17 protein-coding genes are annotated in these 20,574 nt (G+C 68.0%); 11 read left to right on the forward strand and 6 right to left on the reverse strand.

The window, feature by feature from the left end:
* The first annotated feature begins 122 nt into the window (after positions 1-122).
* From AC1DK4_RS21810 to AC1DK4_RS21820, 3 genes are all read left to right on the forward strand, one after another.
* Positions 123-1,109 carry a Bug family tripartite tricarboxylate transporter substrate binding protein gene (locus AC1DK4_RS21810; protein ID WP_441617756.1) on the forward strand — a complete coding sequence of 329 codons (987 nt, stop codon included), beginning with the start codon at positions 123-125 and terminating at the stop codon, positions 1,107-1,109.
* A 347-nt stretch (positions 1,110-1,456) separates the two neighbouring features.
* Complete coding sequence (locus tag AC1DK4_RS21815; RefSeq protein WP_441617758.1) at positions 1,457-3,700, forward strand: TonB-dependent receptor; 2,244 nt, start codon at positions 1,457-1,459, stop codon at positions 3,698-3,700.
* A gap of 127 nt (positions 3,701-3,827) precedes the next feature.
* A complete protein-coding gene (locus AC1DK4_RS21820; protein WP_441617760.1) occupies positions 3,828-4,514 on the forward strand; it encodes a Fe2+-dependent dioxygenase in 687 nt (228 codons plus the stop codon).
* Between the two features lie 127 nt (positions 4,515-4,641).
* Here AC1DK4_RS21820 and AC1DK4_RS21825 read toward each other — a convergent pair whose 3' ends face one another.
* Together AC1DK4_RS21825 and AC1DK4_RS21830 are read right to left on the reverse strand one after the other, a co-directional pair.
* The gene (locus AC1DK4_RS21825; RefSeq protein ID WP_441617762.1) at positions 4,642-6,759 is read right to left on the reverse strand and encodes a TonB-dependent receptor; all 2,118 of its coding nucleotides are present in this window, start codon (positions 6,757-6,759) and stop codon (positions 4,642-4,644) included.
* A 166-nt stretch (positions 6,760-6,925) separates the two neighbouring features.
* Complete coding sequence (locus AC1DK4_RS21830; RefSeq protein ID WP_441617764.1) at positions 6,926-7,831, reverse strand: LysR family transcriptional regulator; 906 nt, start codon at positions 7,829-7,831, stop codon at positions 6,926-6,928.
* Positions 7,832-7,970: 139 nt separating this feature from the next.
* Here AC1DK4_RS21830 and AC1DK4_RS21835 point away from each other — a divergent pair, with 139 nt between their 5' ends.
* From AC1DK4_RS21835 to AC1DK4_RS21850, 4 genes are all read left to right on the forward strand, one after another.
* Positions 7,971-8,363, forward strand: a complete 393-nt coding sequence (locus AC1DK4_RS21835) for a tautomerase family protein (RefSeq protein ID WP_441617766.1) — start codon at positions 7,971-7,973, stop codon at positions 8,361-8,363.
* 197 nt (positions 8,364-8,560) lie between these two features.
* A complete protein-coding gene (locus AC1DK4_RS21840; RefSeq protein WP_441617768.1) occupies positions 8,561-9,394 on the forward strand; it encodes an aldo/keto reductase in 834 nt (277 codons plus the stop codon).
* A gap of 49 nt (positions 9,395-9,443) precedes the next feature.
* The gene (locus tag AC1DK4_RS21845) at positions 9,444-10,844 is read left to right on the forward strand and encodes an FAD-containing oxidoreductase (RefSeq protein ID WP_441617770.1); all 1,401 of its coding nucleotides are present in this window, start codon (positions 9,444-9,446) and stop codon (positions 10,842-10,844) included.
* A gap of 19 nt (positions 10,845-10,863) precedes the next feature.
* Positions 10,864-12,495, forward strand: a complete 1,632-nt coding sequence (locus AC1DK4_RS21850; protein WP_441617772.1) for a DHA2 family efflux MFS transporter permease subunit — start codon at positions 10,864-10,866, stop codon at positions 12,493-12,495.
* A gap of 22 nt (positions 12,496-12,517) precedes the next feature.
* Here the strand turns inward: AC1DK4_RS21850 and AC1DK4_RS21855 are convergent, their stop codons facing one another.
* Complete coding sequence (locus tag AC1DK4_RS21855) at positions 12,518-12,766, reverse strand: DUF6388 family protein (protein WP_441617774.1); 249 nt, start codon at positions 12,764-12,766, stop codon at positions 12,518-12,520.
* Between the two features lie 92 nt (positions 12,767-12,858).
* Positions 12,859-13,305: a hypothetical protein gene (locus AC1DK4_RS21860; protein WP_477131781.1), complete on the reverse strand. Its 447-nt coding sequence runs from the start codon at positions 13,303-13,305 to the stop codon at positions 12,859-12,861.
* A gap of 345 nt (positions 13,306-13,650) precedes the next feature.
* Here AC1DK4_RS21860 and AC1DK4_RS21865 point away from each other — a divergent pair, with 345 nt between their 5' ends.
* Both AC1DK4_RS21865 and AC1DK4_RS21870 read left to right on the forward strand, forming a co-directional pair.
* On the forward strand, positions 13,651-14,229 hold the full coding sequence (locus tag AC1DK4_RS21865; protein ID WP_441617778.1) for a BPSL1445 family SYLF domain-containing lipoprotein: 579 nt from the start codon (positions 13,651-13,653) through the stop codon (positions 14,227-14,229).
* Positions 14,230-14,406: 177 nt separating this feature from the next.
* Positions 14,407-15,348 carry a recombination-associated protein RdgC gene (locus tag AC1DK4_RS21870; protein WP_441617780.1) on the forward strand — a complete coding sequence of 314 codons (942 nt, stop codon included), beginning with the start codon at positions 14,407-14,409 and terminating at the stop codon, positions 15,346-15,348.
* Between the two features lie 30 nt (positions 15,349-15,378).
* On the opposite strand, the gene AC1DK4_RS21875 is transcribed toward AC1DK4_RS21870, so the two are convergent.
* Entirely contained in the window at positions 15,379-16,221 is an 843-nt protein-coding gene (locus AC1DK4_RS21875; RefSeq protein ID WP_441617782.1) for an IclR family transcriptional regulator, read from the reverse strand.
* 220 nt (positions 16,222-16,441) lie between these two features.
* On the opposite strand from AC1DK4_RS21875, the gene AC1DK4_RS21880 reads away from it, so the two are divergent.
* Both AC1DK4_RS21880 and AC1DK4_RS21885 read left to right on the forward strand, forming a co-directional pair.
* Complete coding sequence (locus AC1DK4_RS21880; RefSeq protein ID WP_441617784.1) at positions 16,442-17,428, forward strand: Bug family tripartite tricarboxylate transporter substrate binding protein; 987 nt, start codon at positions 16,442-16,444, stop codon at positions 17,426-17,428.
* 52 nt (positions 17,429-17,480) lie between these two features.
* A complete protein-coding gene (locus AC1DK4_RS21885; RefSeq protein ID WP_441617786.1) occupies positions 17,481-19,829 on the forward strand; it encodes a cytochrome P450/oxidoreductase in 2,349 nt (782 codons plus the stop codon).
* 40 nt (positions 19,830-19,869) lie between these two features.
* Here the strand turns inward: AC1DK4_RS21885 and AC1DK4_RS21890 are convergent, their stop codons facing one another.
* Entirely contained in the window at positions 19,870-20,496 is a 627-nt protein-coding gene (locus AC1DK4_RS21890; protein ID WP_441617788.1) for a glutathione S-transferase family protein, read from the reverse strand.
* Positions 20,497-20,574 lie beyond the last annotated feature (78 nt).

The following is a 20,574-nucleotide window of genomic DNA, read 5'->3' on the forward strand; positions in this document are numbered from 1 at the left end:
TTGACAGCTTTGCTGTTTATCATCGCTCGCAAGCCGCAGTGCCGGCTCCGGACCAGGAGCACGGCGCGCGGCAACCAGAACTATCGATGCCGAAAGTGGCAATAGTGCCAATGGAGACAACCATGCGTATTTCCCCCACCAGCCGCGCGCTGGCGCTCGCCCTGCCCACCCTTTGCGCCCTGTTCGCCGCCGGCGCGCCCGCGCACGCCGCCGACGCCTGGCCCACCCACGTGATCAAGTTCGTGGTGCCGTTCACCGCCGGTGGCGCCAACGACCTGGTGGCGCGCGCCGCGGCCGATGCGGTCGGCAAGCGGCTCGGGCAGGCCGTGGTAATCGAGAACCGCCCCGGCGCCGGCGGCGTGGTGGGCGCGGACTATGTGGCCAAGGCCAAGCCGGACGGCTACACCTTCCTGGTTGGCGCCGTGGGCACCGTCACCAACGGCCTGATCCGCAGCAAGATGCCTTACGCGCAAGACGACCTGATCCCCGTGTCGCTGGTCGCGGTGAGCCCGTCGGTGATCGTCGCTTCGCCCTCGCTGCCGGTGAACAACCTGAAGGAACTGGTCGAGTACTCCAAGAAACAGGGCGCCGCGGGCGCCAACTTCGCCACTGCGGGCAGCGGCAGCACGCCGCACTTCGTCGAGGAGATGCTCAAGGAAAAAGGCGCGGTGCTGACGGTGGTACCGTACAAGAGCGGCTCGGAAAGCATCACCGCCGTGATCGGCGGGCAGGTGGCTGCCACCTCGGAAGCCAGCGTGGTGGTGCTGCCCAACATCAAGGCGGGCAAGCTCAAGGCGCTCGGCGCAACCTGGGACAAGCGCATGAGCGCGGCACCCAATATCCCGACCACCGCCGAGCAGGGCATGCCGGAAGTGCGCATCGGCCACTGGGCGGGCATCTTCGCACCCAAGGGCACCGACCCCGCCATCCTGAAGAAGCTGAACGCCGAGATGAGCATCGCCATGCAGACGCAGGAAACGCGCGACCGCCTGATTCCCAACGGCATCGAGCCCGCCGGCGGCTCCCAGGAGAGCTTTGTCGCCTTCATCAAGTCGGAGCGCGAACGCCTGGGCCGCATCGCCAAGGCCGCCAATATGACGGCAGATTAAGAAATATTTTCGGCCGCCCGGCTGGGCGGCGGCAATTGTCTGTATCAGGCCTGTTACACACAGGCCTTTTTTTATTTCCGGTTTGCGTCTTATGCGGCTCTTTGCGAAATAAATGTGAGGCCTTGTAACTATCTGTAATTGCTTTGTTTTGTACTTAGTACATTCAGCGTGTGCTTGTAATGTCTGTGATAAAAAAGCCAAGCTGAATTGCAACGCAAATCATTCGCATTTATATTCCGCCTCGCCCAACCAATTTGCCCCCGCCGTTGGCCGAACCGAAAGCATGCAACGTCTCTCCCGCAGCCGCCGGATCGCTCCCACGGCCGTACCCGGAATCGAGAAACGACATGAATCGCCGCACTCCGATCGCGACCGCACTGCTCGCGCTCTTCGCCACTCCCGTTGTGACCCTGGCCCAGACGGCCGCGACCGAGCCGGCCACGGCGCAGAGCCCCGCGACGCTGAAAGAGGTGGTGGTGCAAGGCGACCGGTCCACCGGCGACTACAACACGGGCAAGACGTCGCTGAGCAAGCTCCCCGCGGAACTGCGCGACGTCCCGCAGTCGGTGACGGTGGTCAACAAGGCACTGATCGACGCACAGGGCGCCACCTCGCTGGCGGATGCGCTGCGTAACGTCCCGGGCATCACCATCGGCGGCGCCGAGGGCGGGCAGATTGGCAACAACATCAACCTCAACGGTTTCTCCGCGCGCACCGACATCTACCTGGACGGCTTCCGCGACCGCGGCCAGTACTATCGCGACGTGTATGCGCTGGATTCCGTGGAAGTGCTGATGGGCCCGTCGTCGATGCTGTTCGGACGTGGATCGACCGGCGGCGTGATCAACCAGGTCACCAAGAAGCCGTCGCTGAAGGCGGCCACCGAAGTGACGGGCTCGGTCACCACCAATGGCCTGGTGCGCGCCACCGCCGACGTCAACACGCCGACCGGCGACACCTCCGCGTTCCGCATCTCCGCCATGGCGCAGGATGGCCCGCCGAGCACGCGCGACGCGATGACCGTGATGGACTTCGGCATTGCGCCGTCGTGGAAGTACGGCATCGGCACCTCCACCGAGATCACCCTGTCCGCGCTGCTGCAGCACAACGAGGACATGCCCGACTACGGCCTGCCGGCCATCAACGGTCATCCGGTGAATGTGGACCGCAAGACCTTCTACGGCTTCAACAACGATCACACGCGCCAGAACATCGCAACGCTGTCCGCCGGCATCGATCACAAGTTCTCGCCGAACCTGCGCCTGCGCAACCAGACCCAGTTCAACTATGTAGAGACCGATGCGCGCGAAACCGCGCCGAACGCGGTCGGCACGCTGGGCGGCGCCACCGGCTTCATCCCGCTGACCACCACCAACCTGCCGCTGTCCGCGCTGTACGTGCGCCAGCAAAGCCATGACCGCAGCATCCGCGACTACTCGGTGTTCAACCAGACCGAGCTGACCGCGAAGTTCGAAACCGGCTCCATCAAGCACACGCTGCTGACCGGCGTGGAGCTCGGGCACGACGGCTACAACAACCAGAACTTCTATCGCAACGGCACCTGCAATGGCGTGCCGTTGAACCCGCCGGCAACGGCCACGGCGGCGGCCGGCACTTCCGGCTATGTGGCCTGCGAGCCGGTGGTGAACCCGACGTATATGGATTCGCCCAGCAACGTGCCGAAGTCGACCGGCAACCTGCAGGGCGCCTCGGCCAACACCGTCGCCGTCTACGCCAACGACTCGATCGAGTTCACCAAGCAGTGGAAACTGGTGGCCGGCCTGCGCTATGACCGCTACATGGCCAGCATCACCAACTCGGTCAACTCGACCAACACGCTTGGCAACACCGCGCTGGCCAATGCGGACCAGACCGTCAACTTCACCAGCGTGCGCCTGGGCGGCATCTGGCAGCCGACCGAGGCACAGTCCTACTATGTGTCGTATGGCACCTCGTTCAATCCTTCGCTGGAGCAACTGGTCGGCACCGTCGGCCAGCAGAACCTGGACCCGGAAAAGAACAAGTCGTATGAAGCGGGCGGCAAGTGGGACCTGGCCGGCGGCGATCTGTCGCTGAGCTCGGCGATCTTCCGCATCACCAAGGACAACGCGCGCAGCCAGATCGACGCCACCACCTACGCGCTGACCGGCAAGATCCAGGTGGACGGCTTCCGCTTTGGCGCCACGGGTCGCATCACGCCGAAGTGGCAGGTCTTCGCGGGCTACACCTACCTCAATGCGGTGATCGAGAACGGCATCGCCGCCGGCACGCAGGGCAAGATCCCGGGCAATACGCCCAAGCACACCGCCACGGCCTGGACCAGCTATGCCGTCCTGCCGAACTGGGAAGTCGGCGGCGGCGCCTTCTATATGTCGCAGCGCTATGCCAACAATACCGACACCGTGCAGGTCGGCGGCTACGTGCGCTGGGACGGCATGATCGCCTACCACCAGCCCAAGTACGATGTGCGCCTGAACCTGTTCAACATCTTCGACAAGAAGTACTACGATGCGCTGATCCAGTCGGACGGTGGCCGTTCGGTGCCGGGTACGGGCCGCACCGCCATGCTGTCCTTCGTCTATCGCATGTAAGTTGGGCCAGTAAAGCCGAGGCAAGCAGCCAAGGCAATAAGCTGAGGTAAAGTGGCGTGACGCCAAGTCACGCCACCCGGCGCCGCATCCCCTGCCGGCGCCGGCGCAACACCCTGCCGAGATCGCCATGCTTGTCTGCATTCCCAAGGTCCTCAACGCCGAGCAGCTCGCCATGCTGCGCCAGCAGCTCGATTCGGCCGGCGAGGCCTGGGTCGATGGCCGCGTCACCGCCGGCTATTCCGGCGCCCCCGTCAAGTTCAACCAGCAGATCGACGAGCGTTCGGACGTGGCGCTGCAATGTCAGCAGCTGATCCTCGCCATGCTGGAGCGCAATCCGCTGTTCATCAGCGCGGCGCTGCCCAATATCGTCTACCCGCCGATGTTCAACCGCTACGGCGAGGGCATGACCTTCGGCGCCCACGTGGACGGCAGCGTGCGCATCCATCCGCACAACGGCCGCAAGCTGCGCACCGACATTTCCGCCACGCTGTTCCTCAGCGATCCCGCCAGCTATGACGGGGGCGAGCTGCAGGTGGAAGACACCTACGGCATCCACAGCGTCAAGCTCGAAGCGGGCGACATGGTGGTCTACCCGGCCACCAGCCTGCACCAGGTCACCCCCATCACGCGCGGCACGCGCGTGGCCAGCTTCTTCTGGATCCAGAGCCTGATCCGCGACGATGGCCAGCGTGCGCTGCTGTTCGACATGGACAATGCCATCCAGAAACTGAACCAGACCGGCGCCGACGAAGGCGCGCGGCGCTCGCTGGTCGGCTGCTACCACAACCTGCTGCGCCAGTGGTCGGAGACCTGAGAGGCACGGATGGATCCGCCGCACGGCGCGCGACCGGCCCTGCGATGCCCGCTACGATTTCCGCGCCCCTTGCTCCGGCACCGTCGATACGAAAAGGCCTCGCTTGCTGCGAGGCCTTTTCGCTTTCTTACATGCGATAGCGCAAGGTCGCCATCACGCTGCGCGGCGCGCCCGGCATGTTCAGGTTGGGGCTGGTGCCGTGGGCCGAGACGATATAGCCCTGGTTGAAGATGTTGTAGAGATTGAGCTGGGCTTCGAACGGGCCGCGGCGGTACCACGCCATCATGTCGGCGGTCACGTAGCCGGGCAGCGTGACGGTGTTGCCCGGATTGGCGAAGCGCGCCCCGACCAGGTTGAGGCCGCCGCCGACGCCGAAGCCGTTGCCGAGCGCCTTGGTCAGCCACACATTGCCGCTGTGCATCGGCGTAAGCGTGGCGCGCTTGCCTTGCACCTGCTGGCCGGCGTCGACCGCGACCGACTGCGTCACGCGCGCATCGAGGTAGGCATAGCCGGCCAGCACGCGCCAGCCTTGCGACAGGTCCGCCGAGGTGGACAGCTCCACGCCGTCGGTGCGCTGCTCGCCGATCGGCACCAGTTGCAGCGTGAGCGGGTTGGTGGCCTTGATGCCGGTCCGCTCGAGGCGGAACACCGACACCGTGGTGCTGGCGCGGCCATCGAGCCAGTCGTACTTGGCGCCCACTTCGGTATTGCGCGTGCTTTCCGGCGCGATGTCGGCATTGTTGGCCGCCAGCGCGAAGGCCTCGCCCGAAGGCTGGAACGAACGGCTCCACGACACATAGTAGGACTGTGCCTTGCTCGGCTGCCACACCAGGCCGGCGCGCGGGCTCCAGGCATTGTCGGTGCGCGACAGGCCCGGCTGGCCGGGACGGTGGTCGACCGTCTCCTGCTGGAAGCGGTCATGGCGCAGGCCGACCAGCGCCTTCCAGTGTTCCGTCAGGGACACCATGTCCTGCGCATAGAAGGCGAGCGTCTTGAACGTGCCCAGGCTGTTGGCGGTCAGCGCGCCGCCCTGCAGCGGCAGCGTGGGCAGCACCGGGTTGAACAGCGCTACGGTCGCCACCGTGCCGGACGAATAGCTGACAAGGTCCTTGTTCTGCTGACCGACTTCCACGCCGTACAGCAGTTCGTGCTTCATGCCGAACAGCGAAGCCTTCTGCGTCAGGTCGGTCTGATTGAACCAGCCGCGCTCGGCGCGCGCCACGTTCGAGCGCGTGAGCGTGACGGTCTGGCGCGCTTCGTTGACCACGCCCGGCAGCGTGTTGTTGCGGTCCAGCGTGTAGTGGTAGTAGCGCGTGGCGTTGCGCAGCGACCACTGCTCGTTGAAGCGGTGGTCCAGCGTGGCGGTGCCCGAATAGATGCGCGACTGGCTGTAGTCCACATCGCGCGCATTGGCCGCGCCGTAGTAAGTGGAGGCCGGCACGTTGACCGGGCGGCCCCGGTAGGCCGGGATGCCGAAGTCGGTCACGCGGCGGTCCTGCAGGTAGTCGGCCTGCAGCAGCAGGGTTGTCTCGGGCGCCAGGCGCAGATCCAGTGACGGCGCCACGGCGAAGCGGTCGATGAACTGCTGGTCGCGGTAGCTGTTGCCCCGCTCCGCCGCGCCGGTGATGCGCCATGCGGCAGCGTCGTTGATCACGCGGCCTACGTCGGCCTCGGCGCGGCGATTCTGCCAGGAGCCGTAGCTAAGCGCGAAATCGGTGACGTCGAAGCCGGGCTTCTTGGTGACGCGGTTGATCAGGCCACCCGACGAGCCGCGTCCGTAGAGCACGGCCGCGGGTCCCTTGATGACTTCGATCCGGTCTACGTTGGAGAGATCGCGGAAGTACAGCGCATCGTCGCGGATGCCGTCGACGAACTGGTCGGCGATGGCCGAGAAGCCACGGATGCTGACCTGGTCGCGCTGGCCGTCGCCGGTGGAGAAGCTCACGCCTGGCACGTTCTTCAGGGCATCCTGGATCGACGTGGCGTGCTGGTCGCGCATGACCTCGGCGGTCACCACGTTGACGGTCTGCGGGATATCGCGCAGCGGCGCATCGATCTTGGTGGCGCTGCGGGTGGAAGGCGGGTTGTAGCCCACGCCCGGATCGCTGGCGGCCGCAGCCTTGACTGTCACCTCCGGCAGGCTGGCGGCGCCGGCTTCCTGTGCCAGGGCCGTGCCGGTCACGGCGGTTTGCGAAACGAAGGCGCCCAATACGGCGGCGTGGATCGGGCGTAGATTAAGTCGCATGTGTAATGAATTGTAATAGTTTTACTACAAATGCGACGCATTATCATTTTCATTTACAACAGATGTCAATGGGAACGAAGCGCAGTATGGTGATCTTTTATTAAAGCGGCTGATGAAGCTCTTTTTTGATCACGCCCTGCAACAGAGGGGCTCCGGCGCCGCGGGCTCAGGCAAATTGTTCCGCCAGCGCGGCCCGCACCTGGCCCACCAGCGGTGCTTCGCCCACCCGCGCGGGCAGCAGGAAGAACTCCGCCGTCGGCAACGCAGGCAGCCTGAGACGGGCGATCGTGGCGGCATCGATGCGCGCCACGCCGGGCCCGATGGCGGACTCGTTCAGGCAGGAAATACCGAGGCCTGCGGCCAGCGCCAGCTGCAGGCCGGCCACGCCGGAGGCGGAATGCGCGATGACGTAGTCGAGCCGGCGCCGCAACAAGGTCTGCACCACGTACTGATGCAGGGAGCAGGTATCGGGCAGCAGCACCAGCGGCAGCGGCGCGCCGGCGCCCTCGGCCCCTTCGGCCTCTCCCGGCGCAGCCACCCAGGCCAGGGTTTCACGACGCAGCACGGTGCCGCGCGCGCCCCGTTCGCCTTTGCCCGTCTTGTCGGCCGCGCGCGCGCCGGGAAAGCGCATCGACAGGCCGATGTCGAAGGCGTCGGTCTCGGCGCCGGCTTCGATCATGCCGCTCTTCATCACGGTCACGTGCAGGCGCAGGTAGGGATAGCGCTCGCGCAGCCGGCGCAGCATGCCGGCGATCTCGCCGGGGCGGAAGTAGTCCGTCACGGCCAGCCGCAGTTCACCGTCGAGCGTATGCCCGCGCAGATCCTGCAGCGCCAGCTCGGACAGCGCAAGGATGCGCCGTGCGTGTTCCAGCAAGCGCAGCCCGGCAGGCGTGGGCGCGGCACCTTGCTTGCCGCGCACCAGCAGCGGCACGCCGGCGCGCTCCTCCAGCTTGCGCAGTTGCTCGCTGACGGACGACTGCGAAAGAAACAACCGTGGCGCCGCGGCCGACAGGCTGCCGGCCTCCGCCACCGTCACGAAGGTACGTAGCTGATCGAGTTCGAGGACGCGCATGGCTATCTCCGGCATGTTTCGTATATTCCGATGGATAGTATCGCAAATTCCCGTTTTTTCGATTGAACAGGAAGCCCTAGACTGGCATCACCAGGCGGCTGAATCCCCAGCCGCCGACCCGGACCAACAGGAGCCAGCCATGCCCCACATCAATCTGCAGATTTCCGGCAAACCCGACGCCGCCCTCACCCGCCGCACCGCCGCCGCCGTGGCGGAGATCACGCAGCGCGTGCTCGGCAAGAAACCGGAGGTGATCGTCGTGGCCGTGCAGTACGTGGACCACGACGCCTGGATCGTCGGCGGCGCGCCGCTGTCGGAGCAAAAGCGCAACGCCTTCCACCTCGATATCAGCGTGACCGACGAGACCAATACCAAGGCCGAGAAAGCGCAGTTCCTGCGCGAAGTGTTCGACACCATGGCCGAGCTGATCGGCAACGTGCACCCGGTGTCGTATATCCATGTGGTGGACGCGCGCGCCGCCACCTATGGCTACGGCGGGCTGACCCAGGAATACCGCTATCACCACGGATGAGCCGGCAAGCCCCGAACAGCACGCAAACGGCCTACTACGCGACCGGCCTGGTCTGAGCACGGCGGCAGGCCGCCGCCCCCGCCCCGCTGTCCTTGTGCATCGCGCCGTCCTTGCCTAGTGTTGGGTGGGTAGGCGCGCGGCGGCGCGTGCCTTGCACGGCACGCGCGCCATCCCCCCCTCCCCCGACGGATACCAGCATGAAAACCGTGAATCTTCCCGGCGGCGAAGCCGTTCCCGCGCTGGGCATGGGCACCTGGAACATGGGCGAGAATCCGGCCGCGCGCGCGGAAGAGCTCGCCACGCTGCGCCTCGGCCTCGAACTTGGCCTGCGCCTGATCGACACCGCCGAGATGTACGGCGAGGGCCGCTCGGAAGAACTGGTGGGCGAAGCCATTGCGGGGCGCCGCGACGAGGTCTTCCTGGTCAGCAAGGTCTACCCGCACAACGCCGGGCGCAAGGGGGCGGTGGCGGCCTGCGAGCACAGCCTGCGCCGGCTCGGCACCGACCGCCTCGATCTCTACCTGCTGCACTGGCGCGGCGGCGTGCCGCTGGCGGAAACCGTGGCCGCCTTCCTGGCTCTGCAGCAGGCCGGCAAGATCCGTCATTTCGGCGTCAGCAACCTTGACCTCGGCGACATGGAAGCGCTGTGGCGCGTGCCTGGCGGCGACCGGGTAGCAGTCAACCAGCTGCTCTACAACCTCGCGCGCCGCGGCATCGAGTGGGACCTGCTGCCGTGGTTGCGACGCCACCATGTGCCGCTCATGGCCTACTCGCCGATCGAGCAGGCGGCGCTGCTGCGCAACCCGCGCCTGGCGCGCTTTGCCGAGCAGCACGGCATGAGCCCGGCCCAGGCCGCGCTGGCCTGGCTGCTGGCGCGCGACGATGTCGTCGCCATTCCGAAGACCAGCCACCGCGACCGCCTGCGCGAGAACCACGGCGCGCTCGCCTGCCGGCTCGCGCCGGAGCAGCTGGCGGCGCTGGATGCCGCCTTCCCGCCGCCGCGCGGCCCGCGCCCGCTGGATATGCTCTGACCCCGCGCGCGGGCCGCGCACCACGCTTTGCAGTCACAGGAGCCTCGCCATGCCCACCGACTACGACGCCATCATCATTGGCACCGGCCAGGCTGGCCCGCCGCTGGCCGAGCGCCTGACCGCGGCCGGCCGCAAAGTCGCCGTGATCGAGCGCCTGGCCTTTGGCGGCACCTGCGTCAACAATGGCTGCATCCCCACCAAGACCATGGTGGCGAGCGCCTACGCGGCCCATCTGGCGCGGCGCGGCGCCGATTTCGGCGTGATCACCGGCGGACCGGTGACGGTCGACATGGCGCGCGTCAAGGCGCGCAAGGACGGCGTGGTCGGCAACTCCAGCCGGGGCGTGGAAGCGTGGGTGCGCAGGCTGGAAGGGGGCACCGTCTATCTTGGACATGCCCGTTTCGAGAGCCCGGACACCGTGCGCGTGGGCGATGCCGTGCTGCGGGCCGCCCAGATCTTCATCAATGTCGGCGGGCGCGCGGCCACCCCGCCCATGCCGGGGCTGGACCAGGTGGACTACCTGACCAATACCGGCATGATGCGCGTGGACCAGTTGCCGCGCCACCTGCTGGTGGTGGGCGGCAGCTACATCGGGCTGGAGTTCGGCCAGATGTTCCGCCGCTTCGGCAGCGAAGTCACCATCGTGCAGCGCGGCCCGCGCCTGATCGAGCGCGAAGACCCCGAAGTGTCCGAGGCGGTGCGCGACATCCTGGCGGCCGAGGGCATCGGCCTGCGCCTGGATGCCGAATGCATCGCGCTGGAGCAGCGCGGCGGCGAAGTGGTGGTGAAGATGGACTGCGTGCACGGCGCGCCCGAGATCGCCGGCTCGCACGTGCTGCTGGCGGTGGGCCGCCGGCCGAACACCGACGATCTCGGCCTGGACCGCGCCGGCGTCGCCACCGATGCGCACGGGTATATCCAGGTCGATACGCAGCTGCGCACCAATGTGCCCGGGATCTGGGCGCTGGGCGACTGCAACGGGCGCGGTGCCTTCACCCATACCGCCTATAACGACTTCGAGATCGTCGCCGCGAACCTGCTGGACACGGCGTCAGGCGAGCCGCCGCGCACCGTGGACGACCGCATCCCTGCCTATGCGCTCTTCACCGATCCGCCGCTGGGCCGCGTCGGCATGACCGAGCACGAGGCAAGACAGTCCGGGCGCCGGGTGCTGGTGGGCACGCGCCCCATGACCCGGGTGGGGCGCGCCGTGGAAAAAGGCGAGACGCTGGGCTTCATGAAGATCCTGGTCGATGCCGACAGCCGCGAGATCCTGGGCGCGATGGTGCTGGGCGTGGGCGGCGACGAAGTCATCCACTGCATTCTCGACACCATGTATGCGCGCGCGCCCTACGCGGTGCTCCAGCGCGCCATGCACATCCATCCCACCGTAGCGGAGCTGGTGCCGACCATGTTGGGCGAGCTGCGCCCGCTGGCGCCGGTGGCATAGCGCCCGCGCGTCGCCGGCCATGTCGACCACGCCGCTGGCCCAGGGCCCCTGCGACGACAGCGCGATCCGGGCCCGGCCTGGCGGCGCCGGCTGCGCGCGCGCCGACGAGCCATGGGTGCTGGCCGCGACCATCCTGGCGTCGAGCATGGCGTTCATCGACAGCACCGTGGTCAACGTGGCCCTGCCGGCATTGCAGAAGGATCTCGGTGCCAGCCTGAGCGGCATGCAATGGGCGGTGGAGGCCTATGCGCTGCTGCTGGCGGCGCTGCTGCTGGTGGGTGGCGCGGCGGGAGACCGCTTCGGCCGGCGCCGCGTGTTCGCGCTGGGCGTGGCGGTTTTCGCCGCCAGTTCGGCCTGGTGCGGGCTGGCCGGCAATATCGGCCACCTGGTCGCGGCCCGTGCGGCGCAGGGCGTGGGTGCCGCGCTGCTGGTGCCGGGCAGCCTGGCGCTGCTGTCCGCGTCATTCGACCAGAGCCGGCGCGGCAAGGCCATCGGCACCTGGTCCGGCGCCACCGCCATGACCGCCGCGCTCGGCCCGGTGGCGGGCGGCTGGCTGATCGAGCATCTGTCGTGGCGTGCCGCCTTCCTGGTCAACCTGCCGCTGGCCGCGGCGGTGCTGGTGATCGCGTTCTGGCGCGTGCCGGAAAGCCGCGCGCCCGGGCAGGCGGGGTCGCTCGACTGGGCGGGCAGCCTGCTGGTGGCGCTGGGGCTGGGTGGTGTGGTCTACGCCCTGATCGCTTCCCCGGGGCAGGGCTGGGGCCATGCGCAAGTATGGTTGCCCGGCGCCGCCGGCATGCTCGCGCTGGGCCTGTTCGCGTGGGTGCAGACGCGGGTCGCCAATCCGATCATGCCGCCCGCGCTGTTCCGCTCGCGCGCCTTTCTCGGGGCCAATCTGCTGACCCTGCTGCTCTACGCCGCGCTCGGCGGCGGCCTGTTCTTCTTTCCGCTCAACCTGATCCAGGTGCAGGGTTATTCATCGACCGCCGCGGGGGCCGCGCTGCTGCCCTTCATCCTGCTGATGTTCCTGCTCTCGGGCTGGGCGGGTGGACTGGTGGACCGGCACGGTGCGCGCGGCCCGCTGATCGTGGGGCCGCTGGTCGCGGCGGCGGGCTTTGCCCTGTTCGCACTGCCAGGCTCAGGCGGCGGCAGCTATTGGACGACGTTCTTCCCCGCCGTGCTGGTGCTCGGCGCGGGCATGACGATCAGCGTGGCGCCGTTGACGACCACGGTCATGAATGCGGTACCGCCTGGCTCGGCCGGCACGGCATCCGGCATCAACAATGCCGCCGCGCGGGTGGCGACGCTGCTGGCGATCGCGGTGCTGGGGATCGTGATGGCGAATGTGTTCGATCGCAGGCTGGAGCGCGCGCTGGCGGGGTCCGGCGCGGTGGTGCCGGCGCAGGTCGTGCAGGCGGTGCAGGCGCAGCGCGGCCGCCTTGCCGCCATCGAGATCCCCGCGACGGCGGAGCCACGGGCGGCGCAGGCCGTCCGTCATGCGGTAAGCAATGCCTTCGTGGCGGGCTTTCGCCGGGTGATGCTGCTGTCCGCGCTGCTGGCGGCCGGTGGCGCGGCGTGCGCGTGGCTGCTGTTGCGGCCGGCGCAAGAGGATGCGGCTGAAGATGCGGCTGGCGCGCCGCCGGCCAAGCCCTGAGGCGGCGGCGCGGCCATGCGCATCAGCGGCGGGGCGCCGGCGCTGTGCGCTCCCCCAGGTAGACCAGCAACAGTTCGTCTGCAGTCATGCGCCGCAGCCGCGCTTCGCGCCCGATGGCGCGCTCCAGTTCGGAAAGCTGGAAGGCTTCCACGCTCATGCCGGCTGCGCGCGCATGACGCTCGGTGATGGCCTTGAGCAGCGAAACCACTTCGGGATTTTCGTCAAGGAAGCGCTCGTGGGCGAGCTGCAGGCGTTCGGGGGAGAGGGTCATCGGGATGGACTGCCATGGGTGTTGAGGGGACGCGTCCGCGCATTACACCACAGCAGGCCGCGGCGGCCCGCGCCGGCCGGTCAGCTTGCGGGCTAGTGCGGCTTGGCGTTGTAGCGTTCCACCTCTACATAGCGAACCAGGTAGCTGCGGGTCTTGGCCTCGGTATCCCGCGAAACGCGGTCGGCGGCCTGGCGCGCGCCGTCGCGCCCGTGCGCGGACACCATCTGCGCATCCAGGTATTCGCGGAACGCGCTGCGCATGGCATCCAGCTTCGGCTGGCACGCCTTCAGCGCGGCGCCGGCGAGATCCTGCGGCGAGGCGCTGCCGGACAAGCCGGCGTCGGTCTGGCCCTTGGCGCAGGCGGTGTAGTCGGCACGCAGCGACTGCCACTGCGCATTGGCTTCGCCTGCGGCTTGCGGGTCGGGAGCGGGCGAATGCGAGGCACAGGCAGCGGCCAGCAGGGTGACGGGGATCAGGACGAAACTGGACTTCAGGGACGTCAGGGACTTCACGGATTTGAGGAATTTCACGGATTTCATCTTTGATGGACACGCCTGGCGCGCCCGGGTTCCTGGCCCGCCGCCGGGCCACGGACATGTCGCCGCGTCGGGCACGAATCTGTAGGACAGGTTCGTCGCGAAATGCAGCTTCGTCCTACACCGCTTCGGTCTGCAGGCTTGTATATTTCTCCAGAAACGGAGGATTCCAGTGGCACTTTAGGGAAAACCGAGAGGAATTCCTGCCCTGCGATTTCACGTTTCTACAAGTGCCGATTACGCCTATCCTTGGATAAAGCGAGTTTGCAGGCGAGAGGGGACGGAAGGCTCCGGTACCGGTGCTCTGTTAGCGGTGCATTGTGACGTAAAACAATCAGGAGAGTGAGTATGGAACGCAGATCGTTTCTGACGGCGGGCGCAGGCCTGGTGCTGGCTTCTTCAGGCTTGCTGGGTGCCTGCACCACCACGCCGGGCGCCCCCACGGACAAGGCGGCCAAGCGCCGCGAGATCGACGGCGGCGTGGACGGCGCGCTCAGCAAGCTGTACGCCACGGCGAGCAGCTCGCGGCAGCTGGCCAACCGCGCGCGCGGCATCCTGGTCTTTCCCAACACCATCTCGGCCGGCTTCGTGGTGGGCGGCGAATACGGCGACGGCTCGCTGCGCGCGGGCGGCGCCACGCATGGCTACTACCGCATCATCTCGGGTTCGGTGGGCTGGCAGATCGGCGCGCAGTCCAAGGCCATCATCCTGATGTTCATGACTCAGGACTCGCTCGACAAGTTCGTCAACAGCAGCGGCTGGACCGTTGGCGGCGATGCCACAGTGGCGCTGGCCACGATCGGCGCCAACGGCACCATCGACACCAACACGGCCCAGCAGCCGATCATCGGCTTCGTGGTGACCAACGCCGGCCTGATGGCAGGCCTGTCGCTGGAAGGCTCGAAGATCAGCAAGCTCGACATCTGAGGCTCCGGCACGCGGCAGGGGCCGGGTTGCGGCAGGCAGCCCGGCCCCTGCCGCATTCCGCCGGCCCGCCCGGCGCCGCTCCGTTGCCCGTGCAGCCCTTCTATCCGCCGCTTTCACGCATTGTTACCGCATCGGCCACGCTAACCGGCTAGAATCGGTCCCTTTGGCCGAATTCCCATGTGGTTCAAGAATCTCCAGCTGCACCGTCTGTCCGCACCGTGGTCCCTCGCCGCCGACGAAGTCGAGGCCTGCCTGGCGCGCCATGCCTTCTTCCCGGGCACCAGCCTGGAAATGCAGACCCAGGGCTGGGCCTCGCCGCGTGAAAACGGCGCCCTGGTCCACCAGGTCGGCAAGCAGATGCTGCTGACCATGCGCACCGAGAAGAAGCTGCTGCCGTCCACCGTGGTCAACCAGGTCACCAAGGCGCGCGCCCTCGAACTCGAGGAACAGCAAGGCTTCAAGCCCGGCCGCAAGCAAATGCGCGAGCTCAAGGAGCAGGTCACCGAGGAACTGCTGCCGCGCGCCTTCAGCATCCGCCGCGATACCCGGGTGTGGATCGACCCGGTCAACGGCTGGCTGGCCATCGATGCCGCCGCCCCGGCCAAGGCCGACGAAGTGCGGGGCCTGCTGTTCAAGGCGATCGACCCGCTGCCGCTGGAAAACCTCCATGTGAACCAGTCGCCGGTCGCCGCCATGACCGACTGGCTGGCCAATGACACGGCGCCGGCCGGCTTCACCGTGGACCAGGAAATCGAGCTGCAATCGAGCGCCGAGAGCAAGGCCACGGTGCGCTACGTGCGCCATCCGCTCGATGCCGAGGACCTGCGCCGCCACATTGCCGCGGGCAAGCGCTGCACGCGCCTCGCCATGACCTGGAACGACCGCGTGTCCTTCGTGCTGACCGAGTCGCTGACCATCAAGCGAGTGGCCCCGCTCGACGTGATCAAGGAACAGGCCGACGCCAGCGCGCGCGACGAGGACGAACGCTTCGACGGCGACTTCACCATGATGGCGGGCGAGCTGGCCAGCCTGCTGGCCGACCTGACCGAAGCGCTGGGCGGCGAACGCAAGACGGCCGACACCGCCGGCGCGCAAGCCGCCGAACGCAAGGCCGCCTGAGCCCCCTGCCCGGCTGGTCCGGGCGCCAGGTCATGCGGCAGGCGGCGCCCCCGGATGGCCCAGCAACGCACTGGCCGCCCGCGCCTCCCGGCGCACTGCCGTGCCGACCGGCCCGTCCATCGCGGCATCGAAGCCGCCCGTGGCGCCCAGCGCCGTGATCACCGCGCACACGCGGCCGGTGTAGTCGTACAGCGGCGCGGCCACCGCGCTGATGCCCTTCAGGTTGGTATCGCGCACCACCGCGCAGCCGGCGGCCTGCACTTCGCGCCGCAGCTGCCCGATGGGATCCCCGGCGTCGAGCTGCGCGCGCAGCTCGGCCGGCGCCACCGCCAGTTCCGCCTCCGCCATCGCCAGCACCGGCGGCTCGTCCAGCATGCCCAGGAAGGTGCGGCCGGTGGCCGACCACAGCAGCGGCATGACCGAACCCACCCGCACGTTCACCGTCACCGGCAGGCCCGGCTCCTCGAAGCGCACGATGGTCGGCCCCTTGTTGCCCATCACCGCGACGAAGCACGTCACCCCCAGCGCCTCGCGCAGGCGGACCAGGGAAGGCTCGGCCACCCGCACCGGATCGACCTGCCGCATGGCCGCCAGCCCGATCAGCATGGCTTCCATGCCGAGGGAATACTGCTGCGTGCTGGCCTCCTGCGCCACCAGCCCTTCCTCGACCAGGCTGGCCAGGTAGCGGTGCACCTTGGCCGGGCTCTCGCCGACATGCGCGGCCAGCGCGGTCAGCGTGGCGCGCCCGCCGAGCCGGGCCAGGCCCTTGAGCACGGCCATGCCGGTCTGCGCGGACTGCACGCGCTGGCGGCGCTCGCGCGCCTGCGGGCCGGCGGGAGCGCCCGCTTCGATGGGATCGGGTGATGTCGTCATGGGCGGAGATTCTAGTGCGGAGAATGCCGTGCGGCGAGGCCGGCGTAGCCATATGGCCGTCAACTGGCCGTCATCTGGCCCCTTGTGCCGATCCTCACGTTAACCCGCATCACCAAATTACGCAATGCGTATATCATTTACGCAAAACACAACCCGGACGCCAAGCACGCCGGGACGAATCCAGACCGGAAAAACAAGAGAACCGGAAACAGGAGACAAGATGATCATCGTCCGCCGCAAATTCATGGCCCTCGGCCTGGGCCTGGCCGCCCTTCCCTGGCTGCCGGGCGCCGCCTTTGCCGACCCCGCCTTCCCGACCAAGCCGGTGCGCTGGATCGTGCCGTACGCCGCCGGCGGCGGCTCGGACTTCCTGGCGCGCTCGATCGGCCAGGCGCTTTCGGCCCGGCTGGGCCAGCCGGTGGTGGTCGACAACAAGCCGGGCGGCAACACCGCGATCGCCGCGGCAGAGACCGCGCGCGCACCGGCCGATGGCTATACGGTGCTGTCGGCGGACAACGGCACGCTGGTCTTCAACCCGGCGCTGTACAAGACGCTTTCCTACAACCCGGTCAAGGATCTGGCGCCGGTCACGCTGCTGGGCAAGTTCCCGATGATCCTCGTGGTCGGTCCCGGCATGCCGGTCAACACCGTGCAGGAGTTCATCGCCAAGGCCAAGTCCAGGAGCGGCGGCATCGACTACGCCTCCGCCGGCGCCGGCAGCCCGCACCACCTCGCGATGGAACTGCTCAAGGTGGAGGCCGGACTGAACATGGTCCACGCGCCCTACCGCGGCGCGGCGCCGGCACTGGCCGACGTGGCCGGCGGACAGGTCCCGGCCATGATGGTCGACCTGGCCGCGGGCGCGGGCTTCATCAAGGGCGGCAAGGTCAAGGCGCTGGCAGTGGCAAACCCGACCCGCCTGCCGCAACTGCCGGACGTGCCGACCTTCGCCGAAGCCGGCTACAAGAATGTGGAAGCGGCGGCGCTGGTAGGCATGGTGGTGCCCGCCGGCACGCCGCCCGAAGTGATCGCCACGCTGAACAAGCAAGTGGTTGCCGCCATCAGGGAGCCGGCCGTCAACAAGCGGCTGGTGGACTTCGGCGTGGAGCCGGTTGGCAATACGCCGGCCCAATATGCCGACCTGTTGCGCAGCGAGACCACGCGCTGGCACAAGCTGATCCGCGACCTGAAGATCACGCTGGACTGAGCAAGCGGCGCAACGCCTGAACCTTTGAGCAACGAACACCGGAGCAGCACAGATGGCCAACGACACCCACAATCCGCGCGCATCGGGATGCCCCGTTGACCACAGCCTGCTGACGGCGCAGCGCACGCCGAGCGGCTGCCCGGTCAGCGCGCGCGCCGCGGAATTCGACCCGTTCGGGGACGGCTACCAGCAGGACCCGCCCGAGTACGTGCGCTGGGCGCGCGAGCAGGAGCCGGTTTTCTACAGCCCGAAGCTCGGCTACTGGGTGGTGACCCGCTACGACGACATCAAGGCCATCTTCCGCGACAACCTCACCTTCAGCCCGTCGATCGCGCTGGAGAAGATCACGCCCACCGGGCCCGAGGCCAACGCGGTGCTCGCGTCGTACGGCTACGCGATGAACCGCACGCTGGTCAACGAGGACGAGCCTGCCCACATGCCGCGCCGCCGGGTGCTGATGGAACCCTTCACACCGGAGGAGCTCAGGCACCACGAGCCCATGGTGCGCCGCCTGGCGCGCGAATACGTCGACCGCTTCATCGATGACGGCCGCGCCGACCTGGTCGATCAGATGCTGTGGGAAGTGCCGCTGACGGTGGCGCTGCACTTCCTCGGCGTGCCCGAGGAAGACATGGACCTGCTGCGCAAGTATTCCATCGCGCATACGGTCAACACCTGGGGCCGGCCGAAGCCGGAGGAGCAGGTGGAGGTCGCGCACGCGGTGGGCAACTTCTGGCAGCTCGCCGGCAAGATACTCGACAAGATGCGGCAGGATCCGTCCGGCCCGGGCTGGATGCGCTACGGCATCCGCAAGCAGCAGGAGCATCCGGAGGTCGTCACCGACTCCTACCTGCACTCGATGATGATGGCCGGCATCGTCGCCGCGCACGAGACCACGGCCAATGCGACCGCCAATGCGATCAAGCTGCTGCTGCAGCATCCGCGCGCCTGGCAGGAGATCTGCGAAGACCCCGGCCTGATCCCCAACGCGGTGGAAGAATGCCTGCGCCACAACGGCTCGGTCGCGGCGTGGCGGCGCCTGGCCACGCGCGACGTGCAGGTCGGCGGCGTGGACATCCCGGCCGGCTCGAAACTGTTGATCGTGACCTCGTCGGCCAACCATGACGAAGGGCACTTCACCGACGCCGATCTCTTCGATATCCGCCGCGAGAACGCCAGCGACCAGCTTACCTTCGGCTACGGCTCGCACCAGTGCATGGGCAAGAACCTGGCACGCATGGAGATGCAGGTCTTCCTGCAGGAGCTCACGCGGCGCCTGCCCCATATGCGCCTGGCCGAGCAGCGCTTCAGCTACGTGCCCAACACCTCGTTCCGCGGCCCCGAGCATGTGTGGGTGGAATGGGATCCCGCGCGGAACCCCGAGCGCGCCGATCGCGCCCTGCTCGATGCGCAGGCGCAGGTGCGCATCGGCGAACCGTCCGCGCACGCGGCCAGCCGGCCAGTGGTGGTGCAGGCCGTGAGCCGCGCGGCCAACGGCATCGTCCGGCTGCGGCTGGTCTCGCCCGACGGCCGGCCGATGCCGCGCTGGACACCGGGCTCGCACATCGACGTGGAATGCGGCGGCACCGGGCTGTCGCGCCAGTACTCGCTATGCGGCGACCCGGCCGACAGCAGCGCGCTGGAAATCGCCGTGCTGCGCGAGGCGCAGGGCCGCGGCGGCTCGGCCTGGGTGCACGACAATGTGAAACCAGGCGACCGCCTCAAGATCCGCGGTCCGCGCAATCACTTCCGGCTCGACGAGAGCGCGCGCAAGCTGATCTTCATCGCCGGGGGCATCGGCATCACGCCGGTGAGCGCGATGGCGCGGCGCGCAAGGCAGCTGGGGATCGACTACGCCCTGCACTACAGCGGCCGTTCGCGCGCGTCGATGGCGCTGCTCGACGAACTCGCGGCGCTGCACGCGGACCGCCTGCACGTGCACGCAAGCGACGAGGGCCGCCGCGCCGATCTCCAGGCACTGCTCGGCCAGCCCGACCCGCACACGCAGATCTACGCCTGCGGCCCGGCGCCCATGCTTCGCGCGCTGCAGGAATGCTGCGCCAGCTGGCCCGGCGACGCGCTGCGCATCGAGCATTTCGAATCCGCCCTGGGCACGCTCGACCCCGCCAGGGAGCAGGCCTTCGAGGTGGAGCTGAAGGACTCCGGCATCGTGGTCACGGTAGCGGCGGACCAGACCGTGCTGGCGGCGTTGCGCGCCGCCAATATCGACATGCAGAGCGATTGCGAGGAAGGCCTGTGCGGCTCCTGCGAGGTGCGTGTGCTGGCCGGCGAGATCGACCACCGTGACGTGGTGCTGACGCGCGCCGAGCGCGAGGCCAACGGCAGGATGATGACCTGCTGCTCGCGCGCTGCCTGCAAGCGGCTGGTGCTGGAGCTATAGCCAGGGCCGGCGCGCCGGCGCGTGCCGGGCTGTCAGCCTGTCAGGCGCCCTGCTGCGCCACCAGCCTCGCATCGATCTCGCGGGCGCGCGCCACCGCCGGCCGCGAGGTGGTGCGCTCGATATACGCCTTCACCGCCGGCGTCGCCTCGACCAGCTTGAAGTGGGTGATCCAGGCCAGCGCGGTGCCCCACAGCACGTCGGCCGCGCTGAAGGTGTCGCCCAGCAGGTAAGGACCCTTTTCGAGCTGCCCCAGCAGGGTGCCGATGACGGTGTCGTAGTCGCCGTAAGGGCACATCGCGCGCGGGGTCTCGCGCTGCTGCGAGCGGTCCACGATCGCCGGCTCGAAGCTCGATCCGTAGAAGGCCAGCCAGCGCAGGTACGGCCCACGCAACGGATCGGTCAGCGCGGGGGCGAGCCTGGCCTGCGGGAACAGGTCGGCCAGGAAAATGAAGATGGCGGCCTGCTCGGTCACCAGCGCGTCCCCGTAGCGAATCGCCGGCACCTTGCCCATCGGGTTGATGGCCAGGTAGGCCGGCTCGCGCTGCTCGCCCGTCTTCATATTGAGCGGGTGCAGGCGATATGGCACGCCCAGTTCCTCGAGCAGGATCAGCGCGCCGGTGGAACGCGTGTTGGGGGAGTGGTACAGGGTGATTTCGGGCTGCGACATGGATTGTGGCTCCTGAAAACGGGGGACGATGGGAAGAACTGCGCCAAATAACGAAACTGCAAAACAGCAAGACGGCGA

It is taken from the genome of Cupriavidus sp. 05N38, from assembly GCF_056397345.1.